Here is a 13,799-nt window from a genome sequence, read left to right as displayed (position 1 = left end):
ACAGCGGATATACCGGAGGCCCGGACCGACGGTTCGGTCCGGGCCTCCGAGGCGCGGGATCAGCCCTGGAGCGCCGGCTTGATGTAGTCCCAACCGGCGTCGAAGTTCTTCATGAAGTTGACCCAGTTGTGCAGTCCGGTCTCGGAGTAGTCGACCCGGTGGTCGATGCCACTGGACTTCAGTGCCTTCTCGAACGCCGTGGTCCCCTCGAACACACCCCGCTCGAGCACGAGCCCGGCCGCTACGCCCCCGAGGTCGCCACCGTACGCGGCGAGGTCGTCTTCCCCGACCACCCCGTTGCCCGCGGAGAAGTAGACCCGGGCGTCGGCGAGGTTGCCGACGTGCGAGATCGTGTCGTGTGCACGCCAGGCCTCACTGCCGTGCGGGCCCCACATGTTCTCGATCGCCCCTCCGCGGGTCTCCACGGTGAGCCGAATCGTTTGGTAGCCCAGCTGGTCCATCGTCGAGTAATAGCCGGAGAAAGACATGACCCCGTCATAAAGCTCCGGGTACGTGGCCGCCAGGTGCATGGCTGCCTGACCGCCCATCGAGATTCCGCCCACCGCCGCCTTATCAGTGACCTCAAGCTGCGAGGAGACGATCGCCGGGAGTTCTTCCGTGAGGAAGGTCTCCCACTTGTTGTGGCCGAGGACCGGGTCCACGTTCTCCCAGTCCGCGAAATATGACGCGTAGGCACCGGTGGGGGTCACCACGTGGACGTTCTCGCCAGCCATGCGGTCGGCGATCTTGCCCATGGAACTCCACCCGGACGGTTTCTCCGGCGAGTCAACGCCGTCGAGCATGTAGAGAGCCGGTGCCGTGGTTCCCACACGGGACGGAACTACCTCGACGAGGACCTGACGCTTCATCGCGGCAGACTCGACCAGCCAGTACTGGTACGCGCCCTCCGTCCGCTCGATCCGGACGAACTTCGACTCGGTGATGGTCTCGTCGACCGAGCGAGGTGTTCCGACGGGCGACAGCGAGCCGGCGCCGACGGCGAAGTCAGCGGACCCGACCGATCCCATGACGTCGGCGGTCGAACCGACGGGCACGGATCCGAGCGCGTCGATGGCGGAGCCGGCAGCCTGCTCCCCCACGCTGGAGGCATCGATGTTCTGGGCCAGTGCCGGGTTGGCCGACCCGATCGTCAGGGCAACAGCGAGCGCGCCTGCGGCGGAGGCCGCGAACCGACGAAGTGCGAGGGACATGAGGCTCCAAAAAGGGAATGAGAAGTGACTGAAAAACCTTAAACGGCGCTGAGGCTCGCGTGTTAACTAAGTGACACCGTCGTCACCCCCGCAATGCCGCGCTGACCGCCTCCCGCAGGTCCTCGGGCTTCCGGCTGGGCCCGAACCTGTCGATCACCTTCCCGTCGCGGCCCACGAGAAATTTCGTGAAGTTCCACTTGATCCGGCTGCCAAACACGCCGGACTTCTCGGACTTGAGCCAATCGTAGAGCGGATGTGCACCTGGACCATTGACCTCGATTTTGGAGAACAGCGGGAACTCCACACCGAAGTTGCGCTCGCAGAACGCGCCGATCTCCTCGTCAGTGCCCGGCTCCTGGTGCGCGAACTGGTCACTCGGAAAGCCCAGCACTATGAACCCCTGGTCCCGGAACTCCTCGTACAGTTTCTGCAGGCCCGCGTACTGCGGCGTGAACCCACACTTGCTCGCGGTGTTGACCACCAGGACGACCTGCCCGGCATAGTCGGACAAATCCTTCCCGCTCCCGTCGAGCAGGCTCGCTCGGAAATCCGCGAGGGTGGTCTGGTCGTCGGGCATGGAGACTCCTCGTCGTCGTACCGGCGCCGATCGGCCGGGGTACAGCATCATTGTCACCGTTTTCAGGCCGCGCGTGCGGGCGTACTCTGGCAGACCCGCGTGAGGAGACCGCCGTGAGTCAGCTGATCTACACCGCTTTCGTCTCGCTCGACGGCGTGGTCGAGGCCCCCGGCGGCGAGCCCGGATACCGCAATACCGGCTGGACGTTCGCGGTCGACTTCGACGAGGACGTCTACGGACTCAAGGCCCGCGAGCAGGACGAGGCCGGCGCGATGATGCTCGGCCGCGTCAGCTACCAGGCGTTCTCCGCCGTGTGGCCGCAGATGGATGATGAGTTCCCCCGCTACAACGCCATGCCCAAGTACGTGGTGTCCACGACGTTGGCCGAGGGTGACCTCGTCGAGGGATGGGGGACGACGACGATCCTGCGCAGCCTCGACGAGGTGGCCGCGGCGAAGGAGGCCGAACGTGCCCCGATCCTGGTGCACGGATCGGCGACGCTGGCCCGGAACCTCTCCGACGCCGGGCTCATCGACCGCTACCACCTGCTGGTGTTCCCGATCGTGCTCGGCGCCGGCAAGCGCATGTGGAGCGACACCGACAAACCCCGGCAGAAGCTGGAGTTGGTCGAGAGCGAGGCGTACCCCAACGGCGTGCAGAAGGTGATCTACGACGTCGGCGGATTCGACCCGGACGTGTGCGCCATCGGCCAGCTGGAGTTCCGACGTGTGCGCCACTGGCCAGGTGGAGTTCCGACGTGTGTGCCCGGAATGGACCAAACCAGCGGCGCGTCCCTTCGGGGGCCGGGCATTCAGCACGCACAAGACGAAGGGGGCGCGTAACCCGGAGTGGACTAGTGCGACGACGGGCCGCGCGGGTCAGTCGGCCGCGCCGCGGGAGACCTCGGGCATCGATACAGCCGACGCCGCTCCGATCACCCCGAGGACCGCGAGGAAGACCAGCGCCCAGGACACACCCACCACCGCGAGCGCGGAGCTGATCGCGCCGACCACCAGGAGGATGACCCCCATGGTCGTGTTGCCCACCGCCACGTATGCCGTCCGGGTGTCGCCCTCGGCCACGTCCACCACATAGGTTTTGCGGCCGACGCGCACGCCGGAGTGCAGGAGCGTGAGCAGGAAATAGGCACTGATGAAGACCGTCGCCCCAAGTGCTGACCCGCCGTCGAAGCCCGGGATCGCGACGATGATTACCAACGCGACCGCCACCACCGACGCCGCCGTGGCCGCCCCCGCCATGAGTAGTCGGCTGGACTTGTCCGCCAACCGCCCGAAGATGCGCCCCCCGATCAGTGACGCCACGCCCGAGGCGAGGATGAACCCGCCCAACCCGGCCAGGGCACCCGTGCCCGAGGCGACCGACATCGACACGATGAACGGCGGGCTCAACGAGGACACCAGCAGCAGGCCACGGACGGAGATGAACTTGCGGAACGTGGCGTCGTTCCGGAACAGGCGCACCATGTCCGCGAACCATGAGGGCGCCCCGCCGCCGGATGACGCGCTGCCGGATGACGCGTCGGAACCGTCGTCGGAGGAGTCGTCATGCCCCTCCCCAACCGGTTCGACCACGCGGGCGTACGTCGTTGCCGACAGCACCCACAGCACTGCACCTGCCGCCAGCAGCAGCGCCAACGCCGGGCTGCCGAGGTCCCCACCGCCCAGCAGCCGGATCGCCAGTCCGAGGGTGATCGCGACGAGCCCCGCCGCTGACGTGGCCAGTCCGATGATCTGACCGCGCTGCCCGGACGGGATGGTGCGGCCCTGCACGTCCTTTGACGCGATCGAGCACAGACACCGGCCCAGCGAGAACACCACGAGAGCGGCGAGGATCCCGACGCCCGCCGCCGTCCCGTGTCCGAACGCGGCGATCGCGGACATCACCGCGACCGAGGCCGCCTGCACCACGGCGCCTGCCACGAAGACCCACTTGCGGCGACGCACCCGCACGATCAGCGGGGTGAGGAACGCCTGCGGCAGCATCGAGCCGGATTCGCGGATCGGCACCAGCAGACCGACGAACGCGGCCGGCACGCCCAGCACCTGGAACAACCACGGCAGGACGGTGGACGCGTTGACCGTCTGATCGCCCGAGGACTGCAGCGTGTTGGCGGCGACCAACCGCAGCCCGTTACGCGGGAGTTCGCGTCGGACGGCATCGGGGAGGTCGCGTTCGGCGTCGTCGTCACGGGTGACGACTCGGGAGTAGAGGCGGTCGGCGGTGATCACCATTCCGGAGCGTAGCCGCCCCTCGGCTGCCACGCTCCGTGACCTCCCGGCGTGCCGGGCGCCGCGTCTCACTCCAACCAGGCGAGGACCGGCGCCGGAGGATCACCCCGGCGCCGGTCCTCGCTCCGAATACGGATTCGCTCGGATCAGGCGAGCGGTCCTCCGCAGTTCGGCCAGGCGCCTGCGCCCTGACCCGCGAGCACGCGCTCGCCGATGTCGATCTGCTGCTCGCGCGTGGCCTGATCGGCCGTCGCGGCGTATTCGCCGCCGCCGTAACCGCTCCACGTCTGGGCCGCGAACTGCAGCCCGCCGTAGTAACCGTTTCCGGTATTGATCTGCCAGTTGCCGCCGGACTCACACTGTGCCACCTGGTCCCAGGCGCTCTCCGGAGCCGCGTTCGCCGCCGGAGTGGCCAACGACGCACCTGCGACGGCGATCCCACCGGCCATCATCGCACCGGTCAGGGTTCGTACAAGCTTCTTCTGCATCCCTCGTGACCTCCTGAAGGTCTCGTGTCGTGCTTCGGTCTCATGTCGGGATTCGACTGTTCGTCCGACAGCGGCCGAGACTACGAGTCACCCTGAGGGGCCCCGCAAGGCCAACAGGTCGATCCGGCGACTCACGCGATGGGGTGCCGCTGCCGGCACTACGCCATCCAGCCTGGTCAGACGACATGTAGGCGCCCGGCTCCGGTGAGACTCGAGGCCGCTATGACATGCCCCACATCATCGGCGGAGAGGGTGGATACTGGGCGGCATGAGTGATTTCGCGGTAGGTGACCACGTCGAGTGGAATTCCGAGGCCGGGATCGTCAGCGGCACGATCCGTGCGGTCCACACCGAGGACGTGGAGTTCAAGGGGCGTATGCGGCGGTGCAGCGCCGAGGAACCGCAGTATGAGATCGCCAGCGACAAGACCGACCACATCGCAATGCACAAACCGGGCGCCCTGAAAAAGATTCGTTAGCGCTCACGCCCCCGCAGGTCGGGCCCGTCTGCCGGCCCCGACCCGCAGACCCGGTTAGCGCGCGACTAAATCGCGACGATGTGATCAGCCGGAGACAGCGGAGGCGAGGTTGCCCAGTGAGTCCTCGAGTTGCTTCTCCGACACGAGGGGGAACGACACCTTCTTGAGCAGGTCCTTGTCGGTGACCTTGGACCAGTCGTAGGTGTGGCGTACCAGCGTGGAGTCCGGGCCCTGCGGCTCGAGCTCCCAGACCCACTCCCAGCCGGGGGGCGTCGTGCCGGCGGGGGCGGTCTGCCAGGCGAGCAGCTTGTCCTTGGCGAAGCCGGTCACGTGGTTCTCGGTGCGGTACTCGCCGCCCATGTGCTCGCCCTCCATATCCATGGAGAACACGTCGCCGACCTGCCCAATACGGTCGGTCTTGTAGTCGCCCCTGATGAAGCCGGACCCGTCGAGGCGGGAATGGTTCTCCGGGTTGGACAGGAACTCGAAGATCTCGGCCGCCGAGTGGTCGATCACGCGCTCGACGGTGATGGCAGTTGAAGTACTCATGACACCACCGTGCACTCCGGGACGCCGGAGCGCATCCGGTCGGGGCCTCGCTCCGAATTCATCATGCGTTCATCCCCACGTCCCGAGTCCGTCTGACGAGGGTGCCAGGATGAGGTATCAGTTTCAGGTCCTAGATGGGGAGTGGTCGCTGTGTCGAGGTCTGTTGGTCGTCGGGCGGTTCTGGCCTCGGTCGCGGTGTTCGCGGCCGGTGCCCTCGGATTGGCGGGCTGCTCCGAGCCCGGCACCACTGGCTCGGGCGAGGCATCCGGTTCCACGGCCGCCTCCGGCGAGGTCATCCTGTACACCTCGGAGCCGCAGGCCAAGATCGACGAGATCATCTCCGCGTTCAACGAAGAGCAGCCTGACGTCGAGGTGAAGGTCTTCCGCGCGGGGACCGGCGACCTCAAGGCCCGCATCGAGGCGGAGCGCAGTACCGGCGCGGTGGCCGCCGACGTCCTGCTCGCCGCTGACGTGCCGACCTTCGAGGGATACAAGGACCAAGAGCTCTTCCAGAAGTTCGAGCCGAGCGAGGCCGACGCCATCGAGGACGTCGCCGTCGACCCCGACGGGTTCTACGTCGGCACCCGCATCATCCCCACCGTGATCGCCTACAACACCAGCGAGATCACCGACCCGCCGACGTCGTGGGCGGAGCTGGCCGACCCGGAGTACCGCGACCGGATCATCCTGCCCAACCCGGACGTCTCCGGCGCTGCCGCGTTCAATGCCGCCGCATGGAGCCTGCAGCCCGACCTGGGCAAGGAGTGGATCGACCGGCTCGGCGCCAACAATCCGCAGGTCGCCGAATCCAACGGCCCCGTTTCTCAGGCCGTCGCCGAGGGATCCAAGCCCGTCGGCATCGTGGTGGACTACCTCGTCCGTGACCTCGCCGGGCAGGGCTCGCCCATCGCCGTGAGCTACCCGACCGAGGGCGTCCCGTACATCACCCAGCCCGGCGCGATCTTCGCCGACGCCCCGAACCCCGAGGCCGCTACGCTCTTCCTCGACTTCCTCGTCTCCCAGAAGGGGCAGCAGATCGCGGTGGAGCAGAACTATCTTCCCGTCCGCGACGACGCCGGAACGCCCGCGGGTGCACCGTCGCTCGCGGACCTCACGCTCTTCGACCAGGACCTCGAGGCGATCGCCGCTTCCCGGGACCAGGCCGTGGCCGCCTTCAACGCCGCCGTCCGGTAGGTGACGCTCCCGCTCAGGCTCGCGCTGTGGGCGTCCCTCGCGAGCGTGATGGTGCTGCCCCTGGCCCTGGTCATCTCGCTGGGGCTGGGGGCCAACCATCTTCCCGAACTCATCGAGCAGGGGCTGCTCCGCGCGACCGCCAACAGCCTCGTCAGCTCCCTGCTCTCGGCGATCGGGGCCGTGATCATCGGCACGCTCATGGCGTTCCTGCTCGACCGCACCGACCTGCCCGGTCGCGGCGCACTCCGCCTGCTCCTGCTCACCCCGCTGTTCATCCCGCCGTTCATCGGCGCCATCGCGTGGAGCGGACTGCTCACCGACGGCGGCCTCGTGGACCGGGTGTTCGGCCTCTCACCGTGGAACTTCTACGGCGGACCCGGCGTGGTCTTCCTCCTCACCCTGCACGCCTACCCGATGGCCTACTTCGTGGTGGCCGCGGCGCTACGGAGGATCCCCGCCGAACTGGAGGAGGCGGCCCGACTCTCCGGCGCCACGCCATCGCGGACGCAGGTCGACATCACGCTCCCGCTGATCCGCCCGGCCATGGCGGCGGCGTTCACCCTGACCTTCGTCAGCGGGATCGGCGACTTCGGGATCCCCGTGATCGTGGGCCTGCCGGCCGGTTACGAGACGCTGTCCACGATGGTCTACCGGTTCCTCGAGTCCGGATCCGTGGCCTCGCCCCTGCAGACCGTCTCCCAGATCGGGGTGGTGCTTCTTCTGCTCGGCGTCCTCGGCACCCTGCTCGACCGGCAGGTCACCAAGGGTTCTGTCGAATTCGGGGGCACCGGCCGGCCCGCCGAGCCCCAGGCCCTCGGCCGGTCGCGCGTCCCGCTGGGGGTGCTCGCGTGGATCGTCAGCGTCGTGGTGACCCTCGCCCCACTCGTCGGGCTGACCGTCCGGGCGCTCCTGCCCGCCCCAGGCGTCCCACTCACTCTCAAGACCGCGACCCTGGCCAACTTCCGCCGCGCGCTCACGGCCTCGACCACGCTCGACGGCGTCACCAACTCCGTGTTCCTCGCGATCGCCGCGGCACTGGTGTGCGGCGTCCTGGGTCTGCTCGTCGCACTGTTCACGACGCGACTGGCCGGACGGGACCGGGAGCCCATGCTCCTGTCGGTGCTGCTGCCGCAGGCCGTCCCGGGCCTGGTGATCGCCACCGGGTGGCTCATCCTCGGCCGGTACACCGGACTGTTCAACACCCGCTGGGTCATCCTCGGGGCGTACGTCACGGCGTTCACCGCGATCGTCGTCCAGACCGTCCGCGGACCGCTCGCGGGGATCCACTCGTCGATGGAGGAAGCAGCGCGCATCGGCGGGGCCACCGCGCTGCGTTCCCGGCTGGACACCAGCGTGCGTCTGGCGTTGCCGTCCGTCGGGATCGGCATGATCATGGTCGCGGTGACCGCGGTCCGCGAGCTGACGCTCTCGGTGTTGCTCGTCGCGCCCGGTACACAGACCCTCGGCGTGGTGATCTTCCAGTACCAACGCGCGGGCGACTACAACGCCTCGTCCGCCCTGTCCGTTGTGCTCATGGCGGTGGGCCTGCTGGTTCTGGCCGCCTTCGGGGCCCGCTACAGCCGACCCGCCATCGGGTCCGAATCCGCAACCGGGAGTATCCGTGCCTAATCTCGTCGCCCACGGCGTCGGCGTCCGCTTCGGCGAGACCGTCGCCCTCGACAACCTCGACGTGCAGGTTCACTCCGGGCGGATCCTCGCGTTGGTGGGGCCGTCCGGTTCCGGCAAGTCCACCTTCCTGCGCGCGATCGCCGGCTTCGAGCGCCCCACGACGGGGACGATCCGGGTCGGGGACAGGACACTGGTCGCCGATGGGGTCCACCTCCCGCCCGAGCAGCGCGGACTCGGGATGGTCTTCCAGCATCACGCCGTGTGGCCGCACCTCAGCGTCGAGGACAACGTCGCGTATCCCCTGCGCCGCGCCAAGGTTCCGGCCGCTCGACGGCGGCAGCTGGTCGCGGACGCGCTCGAGACCGTCGAGCTGGGCGACTTCGCCCGCCGCCGCCCTGACACCCTGTCCGGTGGCCAGCGGCAGCGGGTCTCGCTGGCGCGGGCGATCGTCGCGCGACCAGGCGTCCTACTCCTCGACGAGGCCCTGTCCGCACTCGACGAACCACTTCGCGCGTCCCTGCGGCTGGTGCTGCGCCGACTGGCCGCCGAGCACGACCTCACGATGGTCCACGTGACCCACGACCGGGGAGAAGCACTCGCGATCGGCGACGAGGTCGCGGTCCTCCACCAAGGTCGACTGGTCCAGCGCGACGCGCCCGATCAGCTCGATGCTGCACCGAACAGCGCGTTCGTCGCAAGCTTCCTGCATGACGCCACGCTTGTCGAGGGGACCGTCTCCGGAGGCGAGTTCCGTTCCGCCGTCGGCGGGATCACGCTCGGCCCAGACGCGCTGACCGGGCCCGCCGGCCCCGTCACCGGCCCGGCGACACTCGCGCTCCTTCCGACCGGACTCGCCCTGTCCGACCCCGACCCCGGGGCCGGGGCCGGGACGGACAGGATCGGGGCGGAGTTCGTCACCTCGCTCTACGGTCGAAGCGGGAGGACCGTCATCTGTCGGCACGAGGACACAGAATTCCGGGTTCTCGCCCTGCCCGGGACCGCCGTGCCGACGCGGGTCGGAGAGGCGGTCGGGATCGACGTCCGTCGCGGATTCGTCTACCCGAGAGACTGAACCCGCGAGACTGAACTCGCCAGCCCTCCGCAGGCCGGGCTCCGCTCAGCGGCCTCGCACTGCGACTCAGCGGCCTCTCGCCACAACCCTGCCGATGAGGCGCGTGGAGCCGAGGAACGGCACCCGGGTGAAGCGCTTGGAGTACCAGAAGAACGTGGCCAGGGCGTCGGGGGTAATCACCAGGCGCCGGGCCTCGATGCCACGCACCGACCGTCGCGCGATGGTCTCCGACGTCAGTCGCGTCCGGGACAGGAGTGTGCGCGCCATCTCGTCCGCGCGCGCGTCCTCCCCGGACAGCGACTCCGCCAACCCGGACCGGAAGAACTGCGGGCAGATGACCGAGGTGGATACCCCGCGCGGCCTCAGTTCGGCGTCGAGAGTCTCCCCGAGAGCGACCACAGCGGCCTTGGTCGCGTTGTAGGCGCCCATCTGCGGGGCATGGACCAGCCCTGCGGCCGAGGCGGTAATGACCAGGCGGCCACCCCGGCCGAGCGTGGGGGCCAGCGCCCGGCAACCGCGCACCACGCCCAGCAGGTTGATGTCGACGATCCGCTGCCACGACTCCATCGACGTGGACTCGAGCGGGCCGCCGATCGCAATACCGGCATTGTTGACGAGGATGTCCAGCGAGTCGATCTCCTCAGCGGCCGACCGCCAGTCCTCGTCGGAGGTCACATCGAGTCGGCGGTAGGTCCACCGCCCCTGCAACCCCTGCACCGCGGGCGGGGGATCGGCGTGCACGTCGGTGAGGATCACCTCGTCACCGAGCGTCAGGTACTCCGTGGCCAGCGCCAGCCCCAGCCCCGACGCGGCGCCGGTGATGAACACTCGCCGGGCACCGCCCGCGGCGGCTGCCCGCCCGGACCGATCGGCGCTCTTCCGTGGGAGAAATCGGCTCATGCTCGGGCCACCTCGTCGTCGTAGTCACGGTCGTCGTCATGGTCGTCGTCGCGGGCCCGGCGTGCCCCGGTGAGCTGCACGCGGTCCCCGAACGCCATCTCGCGGCGCTGGTCGCCGAAGGCCAACTCGGGGATCTCCACCAGGAAGTTCTGGACGTAGCGCCACGGCCGGGCGGTGCCCTGCTTGGGGAACTTGTGGCCGTCACGCTGGATGTAGCCGGCGTCGAAGTCCAGCAGCAGCTGGTCGGCGGGCTCGCCTGGCAGCCGTGGCGCGTACACCGACTCGCCCGTCTTCCACAATTTGACCATGTACTGCGAGACCAGGTCGGCCCGCAGAGTCCAGGACGAGTTGATGTAGCCGACCGTGAAGCTGAAGTTGGGCACTCCCGCCAACATCATGCCGCGATAGGTCGCCAGCGACGGGACGTCGAGAGCCTCGCCGTCGATGCTCAGGGTGCCGCCACCGAACGCCTCGAGCTTGAGTCCGGTGGCGGTGATGATGACGTCGGCCTCGATCTCCTCCCCCGAGCGCAGACGGATGCCAGTGTCGGTGAACCGGTCGATGTATCCGGTCACCACTCGGGCGGCCCCACGTCGGATGGCCTGGAAGATGTCCCCGTCGGGAGCCTTGCAGACGCGCTGGTCCCACGGCCGGTACGGAGGTGTGAAGTGCTCGTCGATCTGCTCGGGGGAGATGTAGCGCCGTTGCATGAGCCGCAGGCCCGCCTTGAACAGCCAGGGCAGCCGCTGGGCGATGACGAATTGGGCCGTGTCCCGCGCGCCGTGGTTGAGCCGCGCCGCCCGGTAGCTCCACGGCGCGGGGAGCAGGCGCCGCCACACCGCGCTGATGAGGTCCTTCTCCGGCAGCGGGCCGATGTAGCTGGGGGTGCGCTGGAGCATCGTCACGTCCGCGCCCCGCTCGGCGAGCGCCGGGACCAACGTCACGGCCGTCGCGCCGGACCCGATCACCACGAACTTCCGGCCGGCGTAGTCGAGGTCGTCGGGCCACTGCTGCGGGTGGATGATCACGCCGCGGAAGTCCGCCTCCCCGGGGAACTCGGGACGGAACCCCTCGGTGTGCGAGTAGTAACCGGAGCCGAAGTGGACGCGCCGCGCCCACACGATGCGCGCGCCGGTATCGGTGACGCAGGTGACCCGGTACAGCTGGTGATCGCTGCGCCAGTCCGCGTCGGCCACCCAGGAGCGCAGGTGTAGGCGGTCGAGCGCGCCGGCCTCGCGGGCGGTGTCGCGGAGGTATTCCTTGATCTCCGCGCCGCTGCCGAGGGTCGATCCGTGCGGCCAGGGCCGGAACGGGAACCCGAAGGTCGCCATGTCCGAGTCTGAGCGGATGCCGGGGTAGCGGAAGGTGTGCCAGGTGCCACCCAGGTCGTCGTGGGCGTCGTGGATCTCCCACCGCCAGTCGGGGAACGCGCGATGGACGTGGTGGGCCAGGTCGATGCCGGACAACCCCGCGCCGACGATCAGCAGGTCCAGCGGGTCTCCGGGTGCTGCACCCGGGCCCTCCGGACGATTCGTAAAACTGGTCATGACCGGTACGGTATCCGCCCACGGCGACCTGGTCTTGCTCGAATGCGCCAACAAGTTGCTCTATCGCGCCAAGTGTCGCAGGGTGGCTCCATGGCGTTCATCCGATCGGCCGGCCTGCGCGGGGTCCGGCAGGTGGTCACGGAACTCGGCGGTGACCCCGACGACCTGGCCCGCAGGTCCGGGCTGCCGGGCGGCGCCCTCGACAGCGACGAGATCCTGGTGGAGGACCTGTCGATTGCCCTCCTGCTGGAGACCGCTGCCGCGGAACTCGGGTGCCCGGACCTGGGACTGCGCGTGGCCGGGCACCAGGATCTCGACATGCTGGGCCCGGTCGCCGTGGCCGTGAAGAACGCGCGGACCACCACCCAGGCGCTGGAGATGACCTCAAAGTACCTGTTCTTCCACTCCCGCTCGATCGAGATCACCGTGGTGCCCGATCCGCGCAACGAGGCCGACGTACTCGGGGTGCGGTTCGGCTACCGGGAACCCGGGCAGCTCATCCCGCCGCAGACGGTGGATCTCGTCCTGCTCTTCCTCCACCGCGCCATGCTCAGCGTGCTCGGCGGCGACTACGGCCTGCTGGCCGTCGAGTTGCCCAATCCGCTCAACACCGACGCCGCGCGGTACGAATCGCTCTTCGGCGCCCCGATCACGCCGTCAGCCCCCGCCGCGGTGCTGCGCGTGCCCTCCTCGCTGCTGGGCCGCCCCATCTCGGGCGGCGACGACGCGGTCCACCAGCTCGCACTGCGGTATCTGGACCAGCACCTGCCCGAGGACCGACGGACCATCACCGAGCGGACCCGCACGGTGTTGCACCAGTCCCTCGATACCGGCACCTCGTCTCTCCCGCAGGCCGCCAGGCTGCTCTCCGTCTCCCCGCGGACGCTGCAGCGCGGGCTGGCCGGTGAGGGCACGAGCTTCGCGGCCCTGCGGGACGAGGCCCGCCGCGGCATCGCCGCGCGACTGCTCACCACCACCGAGATCCCGCTCTCCCAGATCGCCTCGGCCCTGGCGCTCGGGGACGCCACGACGTTCAGTCAGTACGCCCGACGGTGGTGGGGGATGACGGCGCGCGAGTTCAGGCACGGACGCACTACCCCACCAGGGGTGGGACAATCACGCACATGAGCGACACCTCCGCGTCCGATCCGCTGGCGATGCTGCGTTCCGGGCGCGGACTCCCGGACGACACGTCGATCGACGACCCGATCCGCGAGCAACTCCTCGACGCGGCGGCGGCCCAGTTCGAGAGCGTCGGTATCGCACGGTCCACGATGAACGACATCACGCGACGGGCGGGCCTGGCACGGATGACGCTGTACCGGCGGTTCGCGAACAAGCAGGAACTGGTCGAGGCGACCCTGCTCAGGGAGGCCGCCTGGTTCCTCGCCGCCCTGCAGCGCGAGATCGACGCCCACGAGACCATCGAGGACAAACTCACCGAGGGCTTCGCCTTCACCGTCGAGGCGCTCCGCGACCACGACCTGCTCAACCGCCTTCTGGAGACCGAGCCCGAGGCGACCGTCCCGCACTTCACCGTCCAGGGCGGGCCCCTCATCACCGCGGCGGCGCACTTTCTCGCCGCGGAGATCTCCCGGGCCGCCCCTGACGAGCGGAGCGACCAGGAGGTGTTGGTGGTCGCAGAGTTGACGGCCCGGCTGGTCGTGTCCTTCGTGCTCACGCCGTCGACGACCATCGATCTGGACGACCCGGAGGTCTCCCGAGCCTTCGCGCGGAACCACCTCGGACCGCTGCTCGGCGGATCGGCCAACCTGGCGGGCCAGGAGTCGGGCCCCGCGCCGACGGTGACTTGATCGATCCCGGATCTGACTGATCCCTCATTATTGCTTGACGAAGCGCGCCCCCGTGTCTAGCGTCAGAGACAGATAGATCGCGGATGTCTCT

At 68.9% G+C, this 13,799-nt stretch carries 13 protein-coding genes and 1 pseudogene; 7 read left to right on the top strand and 7 right to left on the bottom strand.

The features are described 5' to 3' along the window. Positions 1–59 precede the first annotated feature (59 nt). Together FQ137_RS03765 and FQ137_RS03760 are read right to left on the bottom strand one after the other, a co-directional pair. Positions 60–1,211 carry an alpha/beta hydrolase family protein gene (locus FQ137_RS03765; RefSeq protein ID WP_149291201.1) on the bottom strand — a complete coding sequence of 384 codons (1,152 nt, stop codon included), beginning with the start codon at positions 1,209–1,211 and terminating at the stop codon, positions 60–62. Between the two features lie 82 nt (positions 1,212–1,293). Continuing rightward, complete coding sequence (locus FQ137_RS03760; protein ID WP_149291200.1) at positions 1,294–1,788, bottom strand: glutathione peroxidase; 495 nt, start codon at positions 1,786–1,788, stop codon at positions 1,294–1,296. Positions 1,789–1,901: 113 nt separating this feature from the next. On the opposite strand from FQ137_RS03760, the pseudogene FQ137_RS03755 reads away from it, so the two are divergent. Next, positions 1,902–2,465 (top strand): annotated as a pseudogene (locus tag FQ137_RS03755) (dihydrofolate reductase family protein); the annotation flags it as partial. 201 nt (positions 2,466–2,666) lie between these two features. On the opposite strand, the gene FQ137_RS03750 reads toward FQ137_RS03755, so the two are convergent. Together FQ137_RS03750 and FQ137_RS03745 are read right to left on the bottom strand one after the other, a co-directional pair. Further along, positions 2,667–4,070, bottom strand: a complete 1,404-nt coding sequence (locus tag FQ137_RS03750; RefSeq protein ID WP_255583528.1) for an MFS transporter — start codon at positions 4,068–4,070, stop codon at positions 2,667–2,669. A 113-nt stretch (positions 4,071–4,183) separates the two neighbouring features. Beyond that, positions 4,184–4,525 (bottom strand): transglycosylase family protein, encoded by a 342-nt coding sequence (locus FQ137_RS03745; RefSeq protein ID WP_188064759.1) that lies wholly within the window; start codon positions 4,523–4,525, stop codon positions 4,184–4,186. Between the two features lie 268 nt (positions 4,526–4,793). On the opposite strand from FQ137_RS03745, the gene FQ137_RS03740 reads away from it, so the two are divergent. After that, entirely contained in the window at positions 4,794–5,003 is a 210-nt protein-coding gene (locus tag FQ137_RS03740) for a DUF2945 domain-containing protein (RefSeq protein ID WP_149291198.1), read from the top strand. 84 nt (positions 5,004–5,087) lie between these two features. Here the strand turns inward: FQ137_RS03740 and FQ137_RS03735 are convergent, their stop codons facing one another. Further along, complete coding sequence (locus FQ137_RS03735; protein ID WP_149291197.1) at positions 5,088–5,552, bottom strand: SRPBCC family protein; 465 nt, start codon at positions 5,550–5,552, stop codon at positions 5,088–5,090. Between the two features lie 150 nt (positions 5,553–5,702). Between FQ137_RS03735 and FQ137_RS03730 the strand changes: the two genes are divergently transcribed. The 3 genes from FQ137_RS03730 to FQ137_RS03720 are packed head-to-tail and all read left to right on the top strand — an operon-like array spanning position 5,703 to position 9,447. Beyond that, the gene (locus tag FQ137_RS03730) at positions 5,703–6,746 is read left to right on the top strand and encodes an ABC transporter substrate-binding protein (RefSeq protein ID WP_223146488.1); all 1,044 of its coding nucleotides are present in this window, start codon (positions 5,703–5,705) and stop codon (positions 6,744–6,746) included. Positions 6,747–6,794: 48 nt separating this feature from the next. Beyond that, positions 6,795–8,375, top strand: a complete 1,581-nt coding sequence (locus FQ137_RS03725) for an iron ABC transporter permease (RefSeq protein ID WP_255584100.1) — start codon at positions 6,795–6,797, stop codon at positions 8,373–8,375. Next, on the top strand, positions 8,368–9,447 hold the full coding sequence (locus tag FQ137_RS03720; RefSeq protein ID WP_149291194.1) for an ABC transporter ATP-binding protein: 1,080 nt from the start codon (positions 8,368–8,370) through the stop codon (positions 9,445–9,447). Before FQ137_RS03725 ends, FQ137_RS03720 begins: the two co-directional genes overlap by 8 nt. 66 nt (positions 9,448–9,513) lie before the next feature. Here FQ137_RS03720 and FQ137_RS03715 read toward each other — a convergent pair whose 3' ends face one another. Both FQ137_RS03715 and FQ137_RS03710 read right to left on the bottom strand, forming a co-directional pair. Then, positions 9,514–10,347, bottom strand: a complete 834-nt coding sequence (locus FQ137_RS03715) for an SDR family NAD(P)-dependent oxidoreductase (protein ID WP_149291193.1) — start codon at positions 10,345–10,347, stop codon at positions 9,514–9,516. After that, complete coding sequence (locus tag FQ137_RS03710; RefSeq protein WP_149291192.1) at positions 10,344–11,894, bottom strand: NAD(P)/FAD-dependent oxidoreductase; 1,551 nt, start codon at positions 11,892–11,894, stop codon at positions 10,344–10,346. The genes FQ137_RS03715 and FQ137_RS03710 overlap by 4 nt, the downstream gene beginning before the upstream one ends. A 90-nt stretch (positions 11,895–11,984) precedes the next feature. Between FQ137_RS03710 and FQ137_RS03705 the strand changes: the two genes are divergently transcribed. Beyond that, entirely contained in the window at positions 11,985–13,022 is a 1,038-nt protein-coding gene (locus FQ137_RS03705) for an AraC family transcriptional regulator (protein WP_149291191.1), read from the top strand. Beyond that, positions 13,019–13,708: a TetR/AcrR family transcriptional regulator gene (locus FQ137_RS03700; RefSeq protein ID WP_149291190.1), complete on the top strand. Its 690-nt coding sequence runs from the start codon at positions 13,019–13,021 to the stop codon at positions 13,706–13,708. The genes FQ137_RS03705 and FQ137_RS03700 overlap by 4 nt, the downstream gene beginning before the upstream one ends. Positions 13,709–13,799 lie beyond the last annotated feature (91 nt).

The organism is Dietzia sp. ANT_WB102 (genome assembly GCF_008369165.1).
Classification (GTDB): Bacteria; Actinomycetota; Actinomycetes; order Mycobacteriales; family Mycobacteriaceae; genus Dietzia.
The sequence above is the reverse complement of the archived record's forward strand: the minus strand, read 5'-3'. Positions and strand labels throughout refer to the sequence as shown.